Here is a 20,005-nt window from a genome sequence, read left to right as displayed (position 1 = left end):
TGGGATTCCGTGTCGGCGAAACACAAGAGGGGAGACTCGGAAGAACCACTGCTTCACCCAGAACTGAACTAAGGCGTTCTTATTAGCCGCGCCGCCTTACTCGTTCCAAACTTCGTACCGCCTTCCGGTCGTCACGAGTTGCGATCATAGGACCGCAAACGAGATTGCCGCCAACAACGCAGGTGGCATTACGAGTAGGCCGAGCCAGAGGAACTGCCAAGCACTGACGTCGATTTTTTCCCGGCGCAGCGCCACGAGCCAGAGAATAGTGGCGAGCGAGCCCGTAACGGACAGGTTCGGCCCAAGATCGACACCGATCAGCATGGTGCCAAACACCTGCGGCGGAAGATGATCGCTCCCGACCACCGATCCCGCGATCAACCCGACCGGCAGATTGTTGGCGATGTTGTCGGCGACGGCGGTGATGAGGCCCGCCGCCCATGCTGTCCTTGGGACGGACTGCGCCACTGCTGCGTGAAGGGTGTCGCTCAGTTGCGCGATCGCGCCGCTGCGTATGAGGGCCTCCACCATGACGAACAAGCCCGCGACCAGCGGCAGTACGCTCCAGGATATTCCCTTGATTAACGGCCGCGGCGACTGGCGGCTCAGCACCAGTACGGCGGCGGCCGTGACTGCACCGCAGATGAAGGTTGGCAACCCCAATTGCATGTGAAGCGCCGAAGCGCCAATCAGCACGATGCCGATAGCCACAATGCCATAGGCTGTCAGCCAACCGCCGCGGCTGAGCTTTGGATGAGGTGCGCGGCATTCGATGCGTTCGGCGCTCAACGCGCGATGCTGGGTCAGGCGCAGCACGACGTAGGTGACGACGATCGATGCTAGCGACGGCAACGCGAACTGGCGCAACCATTCCGCAAGATGCGGCATGTGCGCGCCGAACACCACGAGATTGGCCGGATTGGAGATCGGCAGCACGAAACTTGCGGCGTTAGCGATGAAGGCGCAAACGAGCAGATAGGGCAACGGTTTTGCGCCGGCCGCGCGGGTGGCGGCATAGACGGCCGGAGTCAGCACGATAGCGGTGGCATCGTTGGACAGAAAAGCGGTGATGAGGATGCCGACGAGATAGATCAGAATAAACAACCGCTGCGGCGAACCTCGCGCATGTTCGACTGCGAGCGCCGCCAGGAAATCGAACAGGCCTTCCTGCCGCGCGAGCTCGGCGATCACCATCATGCCGATCAGGAACAAGTAGACGTCGATGCCCTTGCGCATGCCGTTGATCGCGTCGCCGAAGGGCAGGATCCCGAACAGCACCAGCGCCGCAGCGCCAGCGAGCGCCCAGGTCGCTTCTGGCAGGCGGAAGGGCCTGATGATGACGCCTGCGGTAGCAAAGACAATGATGCTTGCAGTCAGCAAATGACACCTCGATGAGACTATTCTGGAACGACGCCGGGGATCGGCTGCGCGACCGGCGTGCAATTACGCCTGCTCCTGCCGAGATCGCTGCACGTTTCCGGCAGCGCCACGAAGCAAACGGCAGCTCCGACGCCCGCGACAGCGCCCAATGTGAGAAAAGCTGCGCTGTAACTGGCGTGGACGGTGACCAGTCCCGCAAGCGTGGTTGACAGCGCGGCGCCGATGCTCTGCGCGGTGATGATCGTCCCCTGCGCTACGTTGAAGCGCCCGGTGTTGCGCATGAGATCGGCGATGATGACCGGAAAAATCGCTCCGAAAATCCCGGCCCCGACGCCGTCGAGCAACTGCACCCCGACCAGCCAACCAGGGCTGTCGGAGAGGGTGTAAAGCGCGCCACGGATCGGGAGAATGAGCAGCGCGGCAAGAAAGAATCGTTTGTGTCCCACTCGTCGGCTTTCGCGCCGACCAGCATGGCCATCGGTACCATCACGACCTGGGCCGCGATGATGCAGGCCGACATCAGACTGGTGCCGAGATTCCTGTCCTGGAGAGCGAGCTTCTGTCCCACCAGCGGCAGCATCGCCGCGTTCGACAAGTGGAAAAGTGTCACGCATCCCGCGAAAATCAGGAGCGGGCGGCAGGTAAGGAGGATGCTCAGCCCAGAAGGCCTGTTTTGATCCTGCCCGGCCCCAAGCCTGGCCTCGGGCAGTCCGCGCGCGACGTCGTGGTGAACGGCGCTCTCCGGTATCGCCAATACGCTCGCGATGCTTGCTATCGAGATGGCGGCCAACAAGAAGAACACGACCGTCGGACCAAACATGTAGGCCGCAAGGCCTGCAATCACCGCAGCCGTAGCATTGCCGGCGTGATTGAAGGTCTCGTTGCGGCCGATTCGCCTGGTGAACTTGCGTGGACCGACCACGCCCAGCGATACACCCGCGATCGCCGGAGCGAAGACCACGCCTGCGGCATGCGCAATGCCTTGCGACACGGCAACTGGCCAGAAGCTCGGGAATACCGGCAGCAATAGCGAAGCTAGCGTAACGAGCAGGGCGGCAGCGACCATCACAAGCCGCTTGGCTCTCGTTCGGTCAATCAGGGCGCCTGCCGGCGTCTGGGCGAGGATGCCCGCAAAGCCTGCGATCGACATCACGAGGCCGATTTGGGCTTCATTCCATTTCTGCTCGGTCAACAGATAGATCGCGAGATAGGGGCCGAGCCCATCACGGACGTCGGCGAGGAAGAAATTGGCGGCATCAAGCGCACGGTTGGCGCGTTGCTTCAAGTTAGCATCTTCCGTCATGGCAAACCTCGGCTTGATGCCGCCTCCTTTTCGCGGGAGTTCGCAACTGTCAGGCGCGCGCCTCATGTTGGTGCTTTGGCTTCGGATGATCGTGCTTGGGCTTCGGCTTTTGGACGGGCCGAAGATCGCCAGGCTCGATGCCGATCGCTTTCACCTCGACGACGGGCCCGTGTTTGGTTTCGATGCCGTCGCCGCTCGCTGCGACCTTTGCGCCCGGAGCAAGCAATTCGGCGACCTCTCCGGCTTGCTTGGGGCCGATGCGCAGGATCGTGCCATCTGCAAGAAGCGCCCCGCGCAGCTCGCCCTTGGGGCCGAACAGCGAGAGTCGCACAGTGCCATTTACATCCATCTTGCGATGGTCCGGCTTGGGGTGTTTCCGGTCGTGCTCCGGACCGGGGTCGACGATGTGGCGGCCGTTTGCTGCCAAGACCGCCACTGCCGCAATCAGTTGAGTGCCGCGCGGCCGTACACCTCGTACGGCGACCTTGTCGGTCGCCTTCACGTGGTGCGTCAGCTCATGTTCCATGTGCGGCGGCGTGTGAATGAGGATCGGCACCTCGGCCTGATCCACCATCACGAAGCCGTCGACCTCACCATGAGCATTGACGACAAAGCGTTCGAGCGTACCTGCGACTTCCGGCAGGCTTTCGGGGTCAATCCAGTGCATGCTGTTCTCCTGTTTGCTTCTGTTGAACGAGATCTTCGCCTTCAGCCCCGCGGCGGGGGTGGCGGCCCGAAACCCGGCGCCGGTGGCGATGGCGGCGGAGGGCCGAGCCTGTCAGGACCTCCCTTGGGTCCGCGCGGCGGACGAGGTCCAGTGAGCTCGGTCATCTGTTCAGGCGAGGTTCCGAGCGCGCGCACGTCGATCACCCTGCCGAGCGCGGAATCGAGCGCCTCACCGCGGACCGAGACCGCTTGTCCCGGACGCAGCCAGGACTCCAGGCGCTCGGCTTCCGGCGGCGGAAGGCGAAGCACGGTGCCGTCCTCGAGCAGCGCGCCGTTCACCTCCCCGCGCTTACCGTGCAAGGTCGTGGCGATCCTGCCGCTGTAGGATTGCTCATCGCCGGCCCGATCCGGAGGACCGTTGTCGACTACGCTCTTGCCGGTCGCGACATTGGTGATGAATGACGCATCGATCAGTGGAATGGCGCGTGCACGCAGTCCTCGGATCGAGACCGCGTCGCCCGGCCGGATCGCAAACACGATCTGCCCTGTGAGATGCGGCGGAAGCTTCACCTCGGTGCCGTCGGTCAGGATCAAACCGTCGACATCACCGCGCGGGGTGAGCGTGTATTGCTTGACCGTGCCGCGCGTTTCCGGAAGCTGCGAGGAGTCCCACACCGCGCCCGCGGTCTGCGCTCGGGCGGTGGGGCTGGTGATGATTGCCGTCGTGGTGAGAAGCGCGCCTACGAGCGCAAGCGTCCATGGGATCTTCATCGGAATACTCCTTCGAAATTGGCGACGATGTCGCCGACAGCGAAAGGCACAGCAACCGGCGTGCCAGGGCCGATGTCGTTGATTTCGAAGGAGTTCTCTTGAGCGCTGGGGCGTTAGTTGTCGTCTTTTCCGACGGAGGGCGTCGGCCTTCCTGACAGCTCGCCGTCCGCGAGCCCGTAGCGCTGCATCTTGGTGTAAAGCAGCTGGCGATTGATGTTGAGACGGCGCGCGGCTTCCGTCCTGTTGCCGCCACTTGCCTCCAGCGCGTTCCGGATCATCGTCTCTTCGAGCTTCGCCACGGCGGAAGGCAAGTCAGCGTCGAGTAGGGAAGACGCACCCGGTGAGCGCTCCTGGCCGCCCACCGATATCGAGATCGCCTGCGTCGATGAAGTCGCTTCTTGTCAGCACGCAGGCACGTTCGATGACATTGCGAAGTTCGCGAACGTTGCCGGGCCAATTGTATTGAGAGAGTTTTTCGATCGCCGCCGGCGTCAGTTGCTTGTCCGAGCCTCCGGCTGAGGCGGCAAGTGTCAAGAAGTGTTCAGCGAGCGGCACGATGTCGGATGGCCGCACGCGCAAGGGCGGAATCGCGATCGGCACGACATTGAGACGAAAATAGAGATCCTCGCGGAATTGGCCGCTTGTGACGAGATTCGTCAGATCGCGGTGCGTGGCCGCCACCACTCGGGCGGAGACTTTCACCGGCTTGCCGCCGACCGGCGTGACGATCCGCTCCTGCAGCGCGCGCAGGATCTTGGCCTGCATTGCCAGCGGCATGTCGCCGATTTCGTCGAGGAACAAGGTGCCGTTCTCTGCTTCGCGGAAGGCGCCCGTGCGGTCGCTGGATGCCCCCGTGAACGATCCCTTCACATGACCGAACAGCTCGCTTTCGAGCAGGTCGGCAGGAATAGCGGCGCAGTTCACTGCGATGAATGAATGATCCTTGCGGCGGCTGTGGACGTGCAAGGCGCGCGCGACCAGCTCTTTGCCCGTACCCGTTTCGCCGAGGATCAACACCGTGGAATCGCCGTCGGCGGCAAGACCGATGGTCTTCTGAACTCGCCGCATGCCGTCACTCAATCCGATCAGCGCATCAGCCCGGCTTTGCCTGGCGGCCGCTCGCGTTGGAGTTCGCTGCGGCAGCCGATCGAGCAGAGCCTTCAGCTCGGCCCGTCCGATCGGCTTGGTCAGATGATCAAAAGCGCCCAGCCGCATGGCTTCGATCGTGTTTTCTGCGCTCGCAAACGCGGTCAGCACTACGACCGCCGGCGCGTCTTGCTGTGAGCGAATACGGCGGAGAACGTCGATACCATCGAGTCCGCCGGGCATGCGCAGATCAAGCAGCACAGCATCGATCTCGTCCGACAGCGCAGCCAGGCCGTCTCGACCCGAGGACGCCAGACGGGGTGTGTGGCCGAGATCGGTCAAGGTCTCGGCCAAGCTCTCGCGCAAAGCCGCGTCGTCATCGACGATCAGGACGGTCGCCATGGCACCTCGATTTCAAAGCTGGCTCCGCATGGGCTGGCCGCAAGGCGCGCATTTCCGCGATGAGCCCGCGCGATTTCGCGCACGATTGCGAGGCCGAGTCCCGTTCCGTCGGGCCTCGCCGTTACGAAAGGCTCGAACAGGCGGTCGCGAACATCTTCGCCGACGCCAGGACCGGTATCGCTCACGCGCAACAGCAAGTGTTCTCCCTGATGAAGCGCCTCGACAGTAACACATCCGCCGGCGGGCGTATTCTGAACGGCGTTGAGGATCAAATTGTCCAGGGCCCGTTGCATCTGAGAGCGATCAAAACGTGGCAACGAAGGATATTGCTGATGATCCCCCACCCTCAAGGATAGCCCCTTCGCACTTGCCACCTCTCGGTGGTTTTCGATGGTGTTTTTAAGGAAGGGCGTGAGTTCGACGTCCGCGAGCTTAGGTTCGCCGCCCTGGGTCATTGCGAGGAGATCCCGCAGGAGCGCATCCAGCCGGCCAACCTGCTGCAGGATAGCTTCCAGTGCCTTCGTCTTCCGCGCGTCCTCGTTCGTGGCCAGCGCATTCTCCGCCTTCAGGCGCATCGCTGCGATCGGATTGCGGATTTCGTGGGCAAGGCCGGCGGACAGTCGCCCGACGGCGGCGAGCCGCTCGGCGGCGGTCGCCCGCTGGCGCTCCCGCGCAAGGCGTTCGCCGGTGAGGTTCAATGCATCCACCAGGCGGTCGAGTTCCTGTTCGCCCGTTCGGGGCATAGTCGGAAGATCAGTTGCACCGCTGGTGCCCTTGCCGAGAGCTCCCTCGATCAGCGCAATCTTGCGCGACCAGGACACGAGCACGCGTGCGAGCCACGCCGCCGAGCCAAAGATCGTCAAAGCGAGCACGGCAAGGCCGGCCAGCAACTGGTTGTAAGCCGGTCCCTCTGCGGTAAAGGTTCGGGTCATGGTCCAGGCCGTTGCGCCGGGCAGCGGCCCGCGTAACGGACAGGCCTGCACGATCAGAACCTGCGAGCGTCCGGCCTGGCGAATGACGGCGGGACGCCCTGAGCGCAAGGCTTCCGCATTGACCTCGCGAATGGTGCTCTCTTCGGCTGCCGGAAGGTCCGTCTTTGGCCCCGTACCTTCATAAGACGGGAACGCGTAGGCCAGCGATCCCGAATCGGCCTGCCAAATCCCGCCCTCAACACCGGTGGTCCCTGAAAGCGCGGTTTGGACTACAGTGATGAGATCCCGCCTCAAGCGGCCATCGATGGGCCCGCCGCCCCAGCCGGACACGAAAAATTGGTAACGGTCGGCGACATCGCGACAGGCGCGCGCCACCAGTTCTTCCGAGCGCGCCACCCGCGCATTCGACGTCTGCCGGAAGGATTCGAACAGAAGATATCCGGTAGCCGCCCCTGAGACGACCAGCATGATCCAGAGAGCCAGCAGTCGGGATCGAAGAGATCGCATCGAGCCGATTCCGAGATGAGAAAGGCCTAATCTTATCCGAGATCTTTCGCACGATCTCTCGTGAGCGTCGATGCGTCCATTCTAAATCATGTTCTCCGCCCGGGGCACCACCCTGGCACTGTGGCGCAAAGATGACCACGCGGTCACTCCAACACTCCTCCGTGCCCTCCGGCCATGTTGGTTTAAACCAACACGGCCGGAGCGCAGAGGGCGAATATGGCCCCGCAACATTCGCCCTCGGCACTTTCCCGTTTTGCCGTCGGCCCACCTGACTCTTCTGGCAGGGGATTTTGGGTCTGCTTTTCAGGAGTCTGCGGCACGCGCTGGTCCGCAGCCGGTGTTGGTTCAAACCAACACCGAGGATGAAGAGGCCGGTCTAGTCAGGACCGAGCCGGTAGGTGTCGGAGGAACATGGATGAAACGGGCGCTGATAGCTTCATCGAGGTCAACCCGGTGAACACGATCGTCATCAATAATCAAAAGGGCGGCGTCGGCAAGACGACGCTCGCCGTACATCTGGCCTGGTTCATGGCGGAAGCTGGCCGCCGGGTTCTGATGATCGATGTTGATGCGCAAGGCAACGCAACCGACACGCTCAAGCAGCATACCGGCTCGACCTCGGCGGCGGATCTCTTCAAGCCGGCGGCCCGATTTGTCGCTGGCGAAAGCGACGGTATCACGCTCGCGCCGGCCGATAGCTCCTTGACGGATATCGATCGCGGCAATGCTGCCGCCGTCATGACCCTGCAACAGAATCTCGCCGATGCCGCCGAACTGTTCGATATCTGCGTGATCGACACTCCGCCATCGCTTGGCCTTCGTACCGTCGCTTGCCTGGTTGCCGCCTCGCACGTGCTGGCCCCAATTTACCTGGAAGATTACTCGATAAAAGGCGTCAAAAGCCTGATGCAGACCGTGATTGGCGTTCAACGACGATACGATCGCCAGGACACGAGATTCCTCGGCCTGCTACCGTCGAACTTTAATACGAAGTCGCCTCGTCAACGAACACACTTGGAACAGTTATTGCGCGAAGCCGGAAAGTACGTGTTCCCAGGCCAAATTGTTGCTCGGGACGGCTATGCCGAAGCCGTGGCGGAGAGGGTGCCGGTGTGGAGCTTGAAGCGTCGCTCGGCACAAGAAGCGGGTCGGGAAATCCGCGCGGTTCTCGCCAAGGTCGCCGAACAGCTCGATCAGGGGACGACGAATGACGCTTGATCTCAGCTTTAAGGAGCTCGTCGACGCTGCTGCAAACCCCAACGCGGCAACCGGGCGGCCGCTCTTGGTCGCGATCGACTGCATTGACGAAGACCCCGATCAACCACGCCGCAACTTCAGCGAAGAGGAACTGGAGGAGCTTTCACAATCGATTGCCGAACATGGCGTGCTGCAACCCATCGTGCTTCGCCGTTCCCATGATGATGGACGCTACGTCATCGTCATGGGTGCGCGCCGGTACCGCGCTGCGCGGCGCGCGAGGCTGCGTGAAATGCCCGCATTTGTTCAAGACGCCGGTTTGCCAGACCGATACGCGCAGATGATCGAGAACATCCAGCGCGATGATTTGCGCGCGCCTGAGATCGCGAGGTTCATCGCAGACCGGTTGGACACTGGCGATACCCAAGCGGATATCTCGCGCAAGCTCGGCAAGTCAAGAGACTGGGTGTCCCGCTACGCGTCGGTTCAAAGCATGCCGGAATTCCTCAGGGCGAAACTTAAGAGCAGCTCGATCCGAGCGCTTTACGAACTCTACCAGGCCTGGCGTACGCATCCCGATGAGATCGAACGGCTATGTGCGACCCAGGACAGCTTCACGGATGCGCAGGCTCGGCAGCTGGCCCGGGACGTGCGCGCCGATGTTGACCGCGCCCAAGCTCGGAACCAACCGCGTCCCGAGCTACCCCGATCCGAAAGACCTAACCTCCTTCCGGAAGCAGGGCCTCCACGCGCCGCTCCGAAAGACCAAGAAGCAACAACCGAAGATCAAGCTCCAAAAACTCGCATCCTTTCACAATCCAGGTCCGTAGCACGGCTGGCGATCAGGGTTCGCTATCAGAATAGGGTTGGACAGCTGATTATTGATCGACTCGCGACGCAAGGCTCCCGCCACGCTGTGGTTTTGGTCGATGGAGCGGACAACGCCGAAGAAGTTCCAGCATCGGCACTCACGATCGAGGAGATCTTGCCGAGATGAACTCGTCCGACGGTTTCGTATCCGCGAAGACAGAGTACCGGTGTGCGCTGGCGGAGCGGATTTCCCATCCGAAGGATGGCGCGTTAGCGCAGCAGCCGGAGGCCGAACGCGCCCCGCACAGCGCTGTAGAGAGGCCGGAGGCTGCTGGAAAGCCGCGGCCCACATGCTCGGTGCCAATTTTGCGAGTCTGGACGCGCGGTGCTCGTGGGATACGAGCATTAGGGGTGACGGCTGCGTCATTCCGAAAGGTCAGGTCTGAAGAACTCTCAGCATCGACCGTCGGCCGCGTTGGATCTCGCCTTCAGCAACTCCCGAGCCCTGAATGCCGTGCGCGTTGGTTTGAACCAACATGGAGGGGGTGGAAGGAGTCGCGTTTTCTAGTGCAGGATAGGCTTCGCGCCAGCGATGTATTACATCGCAATTGGGACTGGCGTGCATGGCTCTGATCTCGCTTCGCGTCTCCGATGACGTCGCGGCGCGGTTCTCCGCTCTTGCGGCGACCCAGGGCGGCAAATCCGCGCTGCTGCGACGTCTCATTGCGGATGCACTAGCTGCACCAGCGCCGCGTATGTTGGCGCTGCCGGTTGGACGACCGGAGAAAGTGACGGTGCGATTTCGCGAGAGCGAGATGCGGCAGCTCGCGGAAGTGTCACATCAGCGCGGCATGACCCGAACCGGCTGGATCGTCGCACTGGTGCGCTCGCGGTTGGCGTCACCCGTGCAGCATTCCCCAGGCGAGCACGAGGTGCTCCGCGCGATCGTTCGCGAGCTCAACCGGATCGGCGGCAACATCAACCAGATCGCGCGTGCCGCAAACACCAGCGTGCTGCAGGGCAGGGTGGTTGAGCCCGATCTGTCCGCCATTCAAGAGGCGAAGTTGGCCATTGAAGCAGAGCTGGCGCGATTACGTAATGCGCTGAATGGCAACGCGGATTATTGGGACGGACGGCGATGAGCCGGCGCTCCTCGCCGCGCCCGAATGCTCTGGGCTCCGAGCTTCCGCCGATCTCGTATGTCTGGGAAACGCCCATTCGGCGTCCACGGCGGCCCGAGTGGGATATCCCCGATCCAGCTGCTCCCGGTCGCCTGACGCCGGCGATGCGGGCAAAGCTCGAACGCATCGTGCGCCGAGCACCAGAGGTGATGGTCAAGATCACCGGCCGCACCAAGGGCGTGGCGCATCTCAAGTCGCACCTTGCATACATCACGCGAAACGGTGAGCTCGATGCGGAAACGGAGCAGGGCGCGACAATGACGGGTCGTGCCGGATTGAAAGATCTGCAGCAACGATGGGAGGATGATTCTGTTCTCGACAACAGGCGCCGCCGCGATGCGTCGCTTTCGATCAACATCATTCTGTCGATGCCGGCTGGTACCGATGCCGTCGCCGTCAAGGATTCGGCTCGTGCATTTGCCATCGAGACGTTTGGCGATAAGTACGACTACATCTTTGTGCAGCACCTCGACGACAAGCATCCCCACGTGCACTTGACCGTCCGGTCCCTGAGCCACGACGGCAAGCGACTCAATCCCCGCAAGGCGGATCTTCAGGCCTGGCGGGAACGATTTGCTGGCGAACTCCGGCTTCGCGGGATCGCGGCGGAGGCTACGCCCCGCCGAACCCGCGGACGGGTTCGAAAGGCCGATCGCGGGGCGGTGCTCGCTATGCGCAAGCGAAAGATCACGCCCGAGGTTGATAGGCTCGCCCGTAAGGAGGTGCTTTCGGAAGTGAGGGGCGGCAGGGCCGCCAAACATCCTTGGAACGAACAGATTAAGTCACGCCAGGACGCTATCCGCCGGCGATATATCGACTATGCCGCCGAGCTAGAGCGGTCTGGAGTGGCAGAAGATCGCGTGCTAGCGCGACAGATACGGCAATTCGTCAACGATATGCCCGCTGTCGAAACCCGACGTCATGCGTTGATGAATGAGATTGCGGAACTCGCCCAAGGCCGGCGCCACAATGTCGGACGGGGAGTCGATGCCGATAGGCGCGGTCACAAGCGAGACGATGAGCGGACGAGGTAACTGCCCGGAGGATCTCGACGAAGGCCGTCGTCACCTCGTCACCGTCCGCAAAGCGGAAAGCGGGCGGTTAGAGATTGACTTCAAGCCCGAGCTGGGACGCGCCTTCATCGAAGCGTCCAAGGGTGTTCCCGACAATCGGCCAAGCTAGTGGCTTAATCCTTCATATAGGGATCTAATAGCCGCAAGAACTCTTGCTCGGAAGAACAGTGCACCTCGTCAATCGAGCAAATGAGGTCTCCTTGCGTCTCTGGGCCTGCGAAGGTGGAGTATTCCCTGTTTTCATTGATATCGAATAGTCGCAGCGTTTTGAAGGTCTCGGCGCCGCGCTTGTAGGTCGTACTGATCTCTAGATAGAAGCATTTGTTAAGCCGTTCGTTGTAATGGTTTTGGTAACTTGCACGTATTTGTCCGCCATTAGAATTTACGGTATTGCCTCCCCATTCAGCTTTGAACGTTGCAGCGGCTTGTTTGCTGCAACGTTCCTGAAGCGCGTAGCGCTCTTGATTGGATTGAGAGTGGGCCGGGTAGGTGACAACGAAAAGGCAGGCGACCAAGGCCTTTGTGAAATCCATCAACCGCATTCTTGTCTCGCCTTGTTAGCTCTTGCCGTGCATCATCCTGCGCATATGTCAGTGCGGCTTCCAGTCTCGCGACAATCTTTGCGCCTCAGCAATCTGTTCGGGAGTCATCCTAGCTGCAACTAGGTCCCGCATCTGCGTAGCATTGTCTTGATTTTGTTTGTTGGCGTCTGTCGTGGACCGAGACGCGGCGAGGTTATACCACTTGTACGCTTCTACGTAGTCTTGAGGCACGCCCGTACCGCTGGCGTAAAGACCACCGGGGACGGTCTGTGCGTAGACATGACCTTGCTCGCCAGCAAGCCGCATCCATTTCGCGCTTTCGGCATCATCCCGAACGACGCCCTTTCCCTTGGAGTACATCATTGCCAGATTGAATTGCGCGAAGCCAAAACCTTGCTCTGCCGACCTACGATACCACCTTGCCGCCTCCACATCACTCTGCGGGACGCCTCGCCCCGTTTCGTACATTCCTGCAAGGACGAATTGCGCGGAGTACGCGCCGCTCTCGGCGAGCGGTCGATAGAACGCAAGCGCTGTAGCGTAGTCGCCGCGTGCATAAGCTGCATCAGCATCCTCCACCCGCCCCGCAAGGGCGAGGCCAGCGAAAGGCGTTAACAGCGCGAGGGCCACAGCCGTAACAGTCGCGCGAACTAATCCACCATCAAGACGCAGCATTTAGGCTCTCATTACTTGCAGGCGATTTCTAGTTCGTCCGTGTCGCGAATTGCTTCGTCCTTTTCGCTGGCCTTCGCGCTGACAAACTTCATGTTCACGCGGGGCGGGACCGCGAAGTCTACGTCGAGATATGCGGTGCCTAGCCGCATCGTACTTTGGATGCGCTTTGCGGTCGCGGCGCTTGTGATAAGGGCGGAGACCAGCACCCCGCCGCTAGTCGCCTTAGCCGTGACGGCATTCACCTTCTGAATGTCGGCGTTTCCATTAGACTTCAGTCGAAGCCGAGCCTTTGGCGGAAGAGCCCACGTCACCTTAAACGTAGTGACCTCATAGCCCATCTGTTCTAGTATCGGCAGCGCCTCCCCAACTTGTTGCGTAAACGTATTGAATTCTGTCATCATCCTGCCCGTCGCGTCGGAGAAATCGGGGAGGGATAAGTCAGGCATCGACGGCAGTGAAACGGACGGGAGCGAGGGCATAGCAGGCATCATGTCGCGCGCCGACTTGGTAATGCTGTCGATCCGGCTGGGAGCGGGAGCGTCTTCCGAGTGAGCGGCGCCGGGGGCAACCATTAGCAACATCAATACAAATGCCGTTCTCATATCTATTTCCTTGGCTAAAGTATCGCGTGCAAATATAAGGCGGTTCGCGACCTTAGGACGCAACTATGTTCGATGCAATTACAGAAGGCATTAAGATTTGGCTTGTTGGACGCTTTGCGTCAGCCATTAAACATACGACGCGGGCGGAAGATCGGGTGTTTGCCATTCAATGGCTGAGCGATTCACGGGCTGTTGTCGCTAGCGATCTGCGCCCGGTCGAAAAATTCAAGAAGCTGAACTCGCTAATCAATTCGCGGATTGCAATCAGCGCGATTGCGAAGAGTGTTTCGGAGGCTGTTTCAAATTACCGCAACTCGGACCTTCCGTTGCCGATGAAGATCGCTTTACCTGCGACATTCGCTGCTCTTCCGTTGGTCGGGGGACAAGCGGCCGGTATCGCGGCGTTTGGCGGTGCTCTTGGTGTCCCAGTTGTACTGCTGATCTTTCTCGGAGCGGCAGGCATTACGTCGATAATCGAAGCGGTAGTTACTAACCCAGAAGCGCGGCCCCACATTGCTGAAGTCATTGATGCCATAGTCCAAGATGAGCGTTTGCGACGTACTAGCGCGCAAATGAAGGCCGCGATGAAAGAGCAGCCGATAGACCCCACCCGCTTTTCTGTTCCGCCAGAGGACGCCGCGCTGCGGGCTTACCTACTTGGCATGGACCCGTTCCAGTTCGAACGCCATACCATGAGTTTCTTCAACGCTGCGGGCTTCGAGGCCTGGGCGACGCGGAAGTCGAACGACTTTGGCGTTGATGGCTTTGCTATTCATCCGGAAGGTTTGATGATTGTTCAATGCAAGCGCAGTTCCGCAGACAATAAGGTTGGGCGGCCTACGATCCAGCAATTCAAGGGAGTTATTGAAGAGCAGAACGCTTTGCGTGGTTACGTCGTCACAACATCCACCTTTACTGAAGAAGCAATGGAGTCAGCCCAACTATCGGAAAAGCTCATTTTGATCGACATGGAGTCTCTCGTGGGATGGCACGCTGAAACTCCGACGTTCTTATGAAGAGTGGGAGACGGGCGGCTCTAAAGATCAAGCCATAAACAGCGACATGACGGACAAAGCCACAAAGGACAAAGAGGAAAGACGGCGTGCGGCCTGCTTCGGGGTTGGTCTAATGCTGCTCGGGTTGGGCGCATTAATATTCGAGTGGGTCAATAGAGACACTGTTGCGATTGTCGGCGCGGTGCTGCTCGGCTTTATGATTGGAATGCTTGTCGGCTTCTTTGTGCAGGAGGCCAAAGAGTGGACGCAATCAGCGATGGCGGCATCTGTTGCAGTGCTTGCCAGCGCGGGCGTTTTGGCGTTGTTGCGTTACGGTGCCCCTGATCCGCATGACGTTTGGTTCTATCCGGCGGGTCTTGTCATCGGTTTCGGCTTCGGGACGTTTTGGGATGCAATCGATCCGGCGTAGCGCCAGCGGTCTGCTGGAGCGGGAGTGGCCTCAGTGCGGCAATTGATTTTGACTGGCATGGGGGTTCTCGTGCTTTCTTGCGTCGATGTTCATGCGGACGACAGAGCCCTTATTGAGACCGTCAAGAACAAGTGGCGAGCGCAAGACGGCGAGACCGCCGAACAAATCATCGTCAAGGCGTCAAAGGTGGCCCACTTCGTTCCGAGAGGATGGGAGGCCGGTCAAAAGACTAACGTGGGCGAGTCCGTGATTTTATCGTGGGCGAGGGATCGCACCGATAAACCAGACGACGAATATACGATCTTATGGGAATTGCATTCGGATGGCGCGATCACGGTGGGGTCGCCCTACGCCAAAACAATGGTATTGGGCTGGCAGGCGTTCGCGCTCTCGCTGATCGCTAGCGAGGCTACAGACGAAGAAAAGGGTGTCAACCTTCGCTTTCTGCACGACCCCGCCAACTTCAATTTCGTGACGACGGGGCGTGGCAAGCTAGGGGACCTTCTCAAACGCGGCCGTTGCACTATCGGGGATCCGATAGGCGTGGATTACTTGCCGAGGGTAGATGAGAAGCAGACCGCTAAAGGCGACCTGTGGCGTGTTCAGCTGTCGGTAAACTGCGACATTGCTGGGCCTCGATACTTCACCCGTGACGGAGCCATCGTTTTCGAGAAGCGCGAGGGGCACGATTGGGAGCCGCAATCGTTCTTTGCCAAGCGTATCGCCACCTATGCGCCCGGCTCTTGGTTTGACCTTGCGGACCCAAAAGAGCAAGAGACGTTCGATGCGGTCCGAAAAGCCAATGAGGGCGCAGGCATTCCGACACAGGGATTGAAATCGCCGTTGAGGTGATAAATCAATTCTCACGCGGTAAAGCCGCGATGGCTCGACGGAGCTTGATCTCAATGCATCGCGCGCAAATCAGCTCGCCATGGCCAGACGGTGGGTCAAGAACGACCAGTTGTTCAGGCATGAATTCTTCTTCGCAGTGATCGCAACGGAAGTTTTCGGGCATCCGGCATCTGGTCATGTGTCTGTGGCGAAATTCGGTAAGCGTCGGAGTCGGGTTCCTCTGCGAATGGAAATTGCAAACGAATTCGGCAGGCCTTAAAAACCGCTCTTCGCTAGTGCCGGAGATGCTCGATGTCTTACGATGATGACGACGAACCGCCGTCAAAGGTTTTGTTCCAGAATCACCAGTGGTCAGTGACCGACTACGGCGTTGAGGCGGTGAAGCCCGCGCCCTACTATCATTTTGACAAAACGCGGTTGCTGGAAGCGACGGACCACGGCAGCGGTACAATGTATGATTGGCCGGTCCACATGGCGGAAAAGACTTGGGTCGACATCGAGGCATTCATAGAGGTTTTCGTGAAGGCGCTTGATCTACACGCCGGGAGTTATGGCGGGACGGTTGATAAAGGGATGTTGGCAAAGAGCCTCGCCACTGCGCGGAAGGAAGCCGTCCGGAGGTGAAGACGTGGGGTAGGTGGAGAAGGACCAAAAACTAAAAGTCTATAGCAAATTCAATGTCAAATGGCGGACACTCTCTCCGCCATCCGCGATTGAAATTGTTGATTTGTTTTCTCGCTGATGGGTTCGACCCCCGGCTCCACCCCCGGCATGCCTCAGCAGTGCCCCCTCCAGAGCATTTCAGAGTTAACCAGATTGTTCATTGATGACTCTTGGTTCTTGTTTCGTTCTTTTGGGCAAAATCCCAGGTCCGAACATGCCCACACTCGAGTACGTCCGCTCGGAAATCGAGCACATGCGCTCGCAGATTAGCCGCCAGCGCAAGGAAATCCTCCAGCTTCAGCGCGCCAATATCTCGACCGCGTGCGCATATGCGCCATCCCGCATCTTACCTGCACCAGCGGAGTTATCAGTACGCCAACCACCTCGCCCTTAGCCAACCACCTTGTCGGCTATCAGCGGCAGAGCGAACACAGAGTCGGATGGCTTCTAGTGCTGCTTGTGACCTAAACCGGCCCAACACTCCGTGAGGAAAGACTTTCAATCAGCCTCACCGAGGATGCGACAACGTGGTAGTCTCCAACTCGTACCGGGCGTGGACTTTTAGGAGGGAGTCATGCGACGGCGGGAGTTCGTTACGGGTACGGCAGTCACCGCCTTGGCCCTGACTAGGCAAGCGCATGCCCAGACCGTCAGATCGACAGAAAGAAGACGAATTGCGCTAGTCTCACCCGCACGCCCCGTTGAGGGACTCAAAACTCAACCTTACTTCCGGTCACTTCTCGACGAACTGAGCCGGCGCGGCTTCGTCGATGGAGAAAACCTAGTCGTCGATCTCTACTCAGGGCGAGGTCACACAGGCCGCTATGCCGATCTCGCGCGAGCTGTTGTGGACACCAACCCCGACGCCATATTCACTAGCGGGTATCCGATGGTCTCAGGGCTTAAAGCTGCCACAACGACCATTCCGATTATTGCGACCATAGATGATCCGATCTCCGAGGGGCTCGTGCCCAGTTTGGCCAGGCCCGACACTAATCTGACAGGCGTGACTGTCGATGCCGGTTTAGAGCTGTATGGAAAACGGCTGACGTTGTTGGTCGAAGTGCGGCCAAAAGTATCGGCAGTTGGATATCTGTCATCGCATGAAAATTGGAGCAGGCCGACGGGTGCAGCCCTGCGGAAGGCGGCCCAACAGTCAGGAATGGCATTGCAGCATGTGGACCTTGGAAAGTCATTCAGCAAGGAGACCTATTCAGCAGCGTTCGCGTGGATGCAAAAAGCCCAAGTAGACGCACTTCTCGTATCCGACGAGGCGGATCACAATGCGAATGTCAAAACGCTGACTACTCTTGCCGCGAGCGCTCGAATTCCAACGATGTATCCATTCCGCGACTTGGTAGTGGGGGGCGGGCTTATGGCCTATTGCATCGATCTACTCGACGCGTTCCGTTACGCGGGAAGTCAAATCGCTAGAATATTGCGAGGCCAGACCCCTGCCGAAATTCCGTTTTATCAGCCGACGAAGTTTCAATTCATCCTCAATACGAAGGCAGCCCAGCAGATCGGCCTTGAGATCCCGCCACGGCTCCTTGCCCGCGCCGACGAGGTGATCGAATAACACGCAAAGTGCTCAAGTCCGGAACACGCTATGCTCAACCTAAGTTCTTCCGGGGCCCGACCCCACTGCGACATAAGGGTTCATTGTATTCGGTCGGCTTGTGCAGTTTTATTAGCTACGGACGGCACGCGTCACACGTTCAACGAGGTTTGAATGAGGCGGCGTCAGGTTCTCACCCTTTTGAGTGTTTTCGCCGCCTATTCGGCTGCCACGCTAGCTCAATCTAAGAGCATTCCGAAGGTCGGAATTGTTGGCTCACTTAACCAACGTGCAATAGATGAGTTCAAGGGCGGGTTGCGCGACTTTGGCCTTATCGATGGCGATACGGTCATAGTGGTTGGAAATCCAGCAAGGGCCGCTTCCCCGGAAGCAGTGTCAAAGACCGTTTCTGATTTCATCTCACAAGGTATAAATGTGATCTTCGCCTCGGGAGCGGTCGCTGGAAAGGCCGCCAAAAACGCGACTAGCACGATCCCCATCGTTTGCCTCACGGGCGATTTGGTCAAGGCGGGACTAGTTGAGAGCCTCGCAAGTCCGGGCGGAAATGTTACCGGGATTAGTATTTTGACAGCGGAGGCAAGTGCAAAGCGATTGGAGTTACTGATTCAGATCGTTCCCACTCTTGAACGGGCGGCGGTGTTCTACAACCTTGACGATCCTACGGCTTCCCTTTCTGTAGAGCCGACCAAAGCTGCGGCAGCTAAGATGCAGGTCAGACTTCAGGTAATAGGAGTACACGGACAGAGCGATTTCCCGAGCGCGATTGCCGCGGCGGTGAACGCCAACGTGCAAGCGATCGCCCTGACGAGCAACCCTCTTTTTGATATAGCCGGGCAGCAGATAGCTGAGCTCGCGCTACAGAACAAACTGGCGACAGTCAGTTTCGCAGACTCCTTTCCCGAAGCGGGTGGACTGTTGTCTTATGGCCCGAGTATCTTTGCCGAATATCATCATGCTGCTCATTTTGCTGCTCGGATCTTACGCGGGGCCAAACCAGCAGATCTTCCGGTCGAGCAGCCCACTAAATACAGGCTGGGCATCAATCTGAAAACGGCAAGAGCGCTTAATTTGAAAGTACCGGAGATGTTGTTGGCGTCTGCCGATACGGTGATTGAATAGCGCCATATTACGGCACATAAGTCCGAAACTGGCCCATCGCTTCACTCAGTGCGATGCAGCGGCACGTCCGGAGTTTTTGGGACAGACCGCAACTGGCTGGCAAAGCGCCAAACTGACTAGATTGACCCAATTCGGAAGTTGAGCAACGTGGTGTTAAGACGTAAGCTAGGGACGGAGGGCTGAGGAGAAGGCGCTAATGAAGAGGCGCGACTTCATAGCAGGGTTGGGTGTTGCGGCTGTTCTACCTGCTATTTCAACAGCCCAACAGACGGCCCCGACCATTGCTTTTCTCAGCACGCGTTCGCCCGATGAAGCGGCAGCACACACGAATGCTTTTAGGCGTGGCCTCGAAGAGATGGGTTATGTTGAAAGCCGTAGTATCAACATCGAGTATCGCTGGGGCAGGGTGACTATGGCAGCTTGCCGTCGTTGGCGGCTGAACTGGCCAACCAGCCGATTTCGTTGATTGTGGGAGCGGGGGATCCAGCTGCACGCGCGGCCAAATCGGTGGCCCCGGCGATCCCCCTTGTTTTTCTCGTCGGCGAGGATCCCGTCCGCGCGGGGCTAGTCACCAGTATGAACCGGCCCGGCGCCGCAACGGACGTAAACTTCTTCACAGGGGATTTGGGCGGCAAACGTCTGGAACTTATCTGCGCGATGGTTCCCGGCGCACGCGTCGTGGGCTTGCTCGTCAACCCAAGCTTTGGGGTTGAAGTGGTCGAGCAGCATCAGCAGGCAGTGGCCAGAGCGGCCCAGTCCCTTGGCCGCGAGCTCGTCGTACAGGCCGCGACCACGCACGCCGAAATTGAAGCGGCTTTCGGCCTGCTCGCGGAGGCCGGCGTTGCTGCTCTCATCGTGCAGAACGATCCGTTCTTCGACTCCCGACGGAGGCAGATACTGGCACTCTCATCGGGTCATCAGTTGCCCGGCATCTTCCACATTCGAGAGTATCCCGCCGATGGCGGGCTGATGAGCTATGGCGCCAGCCTTTCCGATACGTATCGCCAACTTGGTGTGTATGCCGGCAAGATTTTGCACGGAGCGAAACCCGACAACCTTCCGGTATTGCGGCCAACGAGGTTCGAACTCGTCATCAACTCGAAGTCGGCCAAGGCGTTTGGCCTCGCAGTGCCGCAGCCCGTTCTTGTCGCGGCCGATGAATTGATCGATTGACCGCTTCTGGCGCGAATGCGAACTTCGGAGGAGGCTTTGAACTCTCGGTCTACCAGGGGCAAACCGG

18 protein-coding genes and 2 pseudogenes are annotated in these 20,005 nt (G+C 59.5%); 11 read left to right on the top strand and 9 right to left on the bottom strand.

Annotation, left to right across the window (positions count from 1 at the left end; all coding sequences use genetic code 11):
* Positions 1-144: 144 nt before the first annotated feature.
* The 6 genes and pseudogenes from IVB12_RS07740 to IVB12_RS07715 form a co-directional block, all read right to left on the bottom strand.
* Complete coding sequence (locus IVB12_RS07740; protein WP_247297374.1) at positions 145-1,380, bottom strand: arsenic transporter; 1,236 nt, start codon at positions 1,378-1,380, stop codon at positions 145-147.
* A gap of 17 nt (positions 1,381-1,397) precedes the next feature.
* A pseudogene (locus tag IVB12_RS07735) lies at positions 1,398-2,683 on the bottom strand (MFS transporter).
* 49 nt (positions 2,684-2,732) lie between these two features.
* Positions 2,733-3,350: a hypothetical protein gene (locus IVB12_RS07730; protein WP_247297372.1), complete on the bottom strand. Its 618-nt coding sequence runs from the start codon at positions 3,348-3,350 to the stop codon at positions 2,733-2,735.
* A gap of 41 nt (positions 3,351-3,391) precedes the next feature.
* Positions 3,392-4,120: a hypothetical protein gene (locus IVB12_RS07725; protein WP_247297370.1), complete on the bottom strand. Its 729-nt coding sequence runs from the start codon at positions 4,118-4,120 to the stop codon at positions 3,392-3,394.
* A 113-nt stretch (positions 4,121-4,233) separates the two neighbouring features.
* Positions 4,234-5,608, bottom strand: a pseudogene (locus tag IVB12_RS07720) (sigma-54 dependent transcriptional regulator).
* Positions 5,593-7,047, bottom strand: coding sequence for a HAMP domain-containing sensor histidine kinase (locus IVB12_RS07715; protein WP_247297368.1), 1,455 nt, complete (start codon positions 7,045-7,047; stop codon positions 5,593-5,595). The pseudogene IVB12_RS07720 and the gene IVB12_RS07715 overlap by 16 nt, the downstream one beginning before the upstream one ends.
* A gap of 411 nt (positions 7,048-7,458) precedes the next feature.
* Between IVB12_RS07715 and IVB12_RS07710 the strand changes: the two genes are divergently transcribed.
* The 4 genes from IVB12_RS07710 to IVB12_RS07695 all read left to right on the top strand — a co-directional run bounded on the left by IVB12_RS07710 (position 7,459) and on the right by IVB12_RS07695 (position 11,269).
* The gene (locus IVB12_RS07710) at positions 7,459-8,265 is read left to right on the top strand and encodes a ParA family protein (RefSeq protein WP_247297366.1); all 807 of its coding nucleotides are present in this window, start codon (positions 7,459-7,461) and stop codon (positions 8,263-8,265) included.
* Positions 8,255-9,241: a ParB/RepB/Spo0J family partition protein gene (locus IVB12_RS07705; protein ID WP_247297365.1), complete on the top strand. Its 987-nt coding sequence runs from the start codon at positions 8,255-8,257 to the stop codon at positions 9,239-9,241. The genes IVB12_RS07710 and IVB12_RS07705 overlap by 11 nt, the downstream gene beginning before the upstream one ends.
* A 436-nt stretch (positions 9,242-9,677) precedes the next feature.
* A complete protein-coding gene (locus IVB12_RS07700; RefSeq protein WP_247297363.1) occupies positions 9,678-10,196 on the top strand; it encodes a MobC family plasmid mobilization relaxosome protein in 519 nt (172 codons plus the stop codon).
* Positions 10,193-11,269: a relaxase/mobilization nuclease domain-containing protein gene (locus tag IVB12_RS07695; protein ID WP_247297361.1), complete on the top strand. Its 1,077-nt coding sequence runs from the start codon at positions 10,193-10,195 to the stop codon at positions 11,267-11,269. Before IVB12_RS07700 ends, IVB12_RS07695 begins: the two co-directional genes overlap by 4 nt.
* Positions 11,270-11,421: 152 nt before the next feature.
* On the opposite strand, the gene IVB12_RS07690 is transcribed toward IVB12_RS07695, so the two are convergent.
* From IVB12_RS07690 to IVB12_RS07680, 3 genes are read right to left on the bottom strand one after another with little or no spacing between them, the layout of a single operon-like run.
* Positions 11,422-11,841 carry a hypothetical protein gene (locus IVB12_RS07690; protein WP_247297359.1) on the bottom strand — a complete coding sequence of 140 codons (420 nt, stop codon included), beginning with the start codon at positions 11,839-11,841 and terminating at the stop codon, positions 11,422-11,424.
* A gap of 57 nt (positions 11,842-11,898) precedes the next feature.
* Complete coding sequence (locus tag IVB12_RS07685) at positions 11,899-12,525, bottom strand: tetratricopeptide repeat protein (protein ID WP_247297353.1); 627 nt, start codon at positions 12,523-12,525, stop codon at positions 11,899-11,901.
* Between the two features lie 11 nt (positions 12,526-12,536).
* A complete protein-coding gene (locus tag IVB12_RS07680) occupies positions 12,537-13,127 on the bottom strand; it encodes a hypothetical protein (protein WP_247297352.1) in 591 nt (196 codons plus the stop codon).
* Positions 13,128-13,192: 65 nt separating this feature from the next.
* Here IVB12_RS07680 and IVB12_RS07675 point away from each other — a divergent pair, with 65 nt between their 5' ends.
* The 7 genes from IVB12_RS07675 to IVB12_RS07645 all read left to right on the top strand — a co-directional run bounded on the left by IVB12_RS07675 (position 13,193) and on the right by IVB12_RS07645 (position 19,938).
* A complete protein-coding gene (locus tag IVB12_RS07675; protein ID WP_247297349.1) occupies positions 13,193-14,143 on the top strand; it encodes a restriction endonuclease in 951 nt (316 codons plus the stop codon).
* A 46-nt stretch (positions 14,144-14,189) separates the two neighbouring features.
* Positions 14,190-14,552, top strand: a complete 363-nt coding sequence (locus IVB12_RS07670) for a hypothetical protein (RefSeq protein WP_247297347.1) — start codon at positions 14,190-14,192, stop codon at positions 14,550-14,552.
* 33 nt (positions 14,553-14,585) lie between these two features.
* Entirely contained in the window at positions 14,586-15,404 is an 819-nt protein-coding gene (locus tag IVB12_RS07665; RefSeq protein WP_247297345.1) for a nodulate formation efficiency C protein, read from the top strand.
* Between the two features lie 291 nt (positions 15,405-15,695).
* On the top strand, positions 15,696-16,028 hold the full coding sequence (locus IVB12_RS07660; RefSeq protein ID WP_247297343.1) for a hypothetical protein: 333 nt from the start codon (positions 15,696-15,698) through the stop codon (positions 16,026-16,028).
* Positions 16,029-16,641: 613 nt separating this feature from the next.
* A complete protein-coding gene (locus IVB12_RS07655) occupies positions 16,642-17,646 on the top strand; it encodes an ABC transporter substrate-binding protein (RefSeq protein WP_247297341.1) in 1,005 nt (334 codons plus the stop codon).
* Positions 17,647-17,799: 153 nt separating this feature from the next.
* The gene (locus IVB12_RS07650) at positions 17,800-18,765 is read left to right on the top strand and encodes an ABC transporter substrate-binding protein (protein ID WP_247297339.1); all 966 of its coding nucleotides are present in this window, start codon (positions 17,800-17,802) and stop codon (positions 18,763-18,765) included.
* A 396-nt stretch (positions 18,766-19,161) separates the two neighbouring features.
* Positions 19,162-19,938: an ABC transporter substrate-binding protein gene (locus IVB12_RS07645; RefSeq protein WP_256467098.1), complete on the top strand. Its 777-nt coding sequence runs from the start codon at positions 19,162-19,164 to the stop codon at positions 19,936-19,938.
* Positions 19,939-20,005: the final 67 nt, after the last annotated feature.

The organism is Bradyrhizobium sp. 179, assembly GCF_023073535.1.
Classification (GTDB): domain Bacteria; phylum Pseudomonadota; class Alphaproteobacteria; order Rhizobiales; family Xanthobacteraceae; genus Bradyrhizobium.
The sequence above is the reverse complement of the archived record's forward strand: the minus strand, read 5'-3'. Positions and strand labels throughout refer to the sequence as shown.

Coding starts and splice junctions, on each gene's coding strand:
- IVB12_RS07680 (WP_247297352.1), bottom strand. CDS start 13,127: ATGAGAACGGCATTTGTATTGATGTTGCTAATGGTTGCCCCCGGCGCC.
- IVB12_RS07710 (WP_247297366.1), top strand. CDS start 7,459: ATGGATGAAACGGGCGCTGATAGCTTCATCGAGGTCAACCCGGTGAAC.
- IVB12_RS07705 (WP_247297365.1), top strand. CDS start 8,255: ATGACGCTTGATCTCAGCTTTAAGGAGCTCGTCGACGCTGCTGCAAAC.
- IVB12_RS07655 (WP_247297341.1), top strand. CDS start 16,642: ATGCGACGGCGGGAGTTCGTTACGGGTACGGCAGTCACCGCCTTGGCC.
- IVB12_RS07690 (WP_247297359.1), bottom strand. CDS start 11,841: ATGGATTTCACAAAGGCCTTGGTCGCCTGCCTTTTCGTTGTCACCTAC.
- IVB12_RS07715 (WP_247297368.1), bottom strand. CDS start 7,047: ATGCGATCTCTTCGATCCCGACTGCTGGCTCTCTGGATCATGCTGGTC.
- IVB12_RS07685 (WP_247297353.1), bottom strand. CDS start 12,525: ATGCTGCGTCTTGATGGTGGATTAGTTCGCGCGACTGTTACGGCTGTG.
- IVB12_RS07700 (WP_247297363.1), top strand. CDS start 9,678: ATGGCTCTGATCTCGCTTCGCGTCTCCGATGACGTCGCGGCGCGGTTC.
- IVB12_RS07660 (WP_247297343.1), top strand. CDS start 15,696: ATGTCTTACGATGATGACGACGAACCGCCGTCAAAGGTTTTGTTCCAG.
- IVB12_RS07695 (WP_247297361.1), top strand. CDS start 10,193: ATGAGCCGGCGCTCCTCGCCGCGCCCGAATGCTCTGGGCTCCGAGCTT.
- IVB12_RS07650 (WP_247297339.1), top strand. CDS start 17,800: ATGAGGCGGCGTCAGGTTCTCACCCTTTTGAGTGTTTTCGCCGCCTAT.
- IVB12_RS07730 (WP_247297372.1), bottom strand. CDS start 3,350: ATGCACTGGATTGACCCCGAAAGCCTGCCGGAAGTCGCAGGTACGCTC.
- IVB12_RS07675 (WP_247297349.1), top strand. CDS start 13,193: ATGTTCGATGCAATTACAGAAGGCATTAAGATTTGGCTTGTTGGACGC.
- IVB12_RS07670 (WP_247297347.1), top strand. CDS start 14,190: ATGACGGACAAAGCCACAAAGGACAAAGAGGAAAGACGGCGTGCGGCC.
- IVB12_RS07725 (WP_247297370.1), bottom strand. CDS start 4,120: ATGAAGATCCCATGGACGCTTGCGCTCGTAGGCGCGCTTCTCACCACG.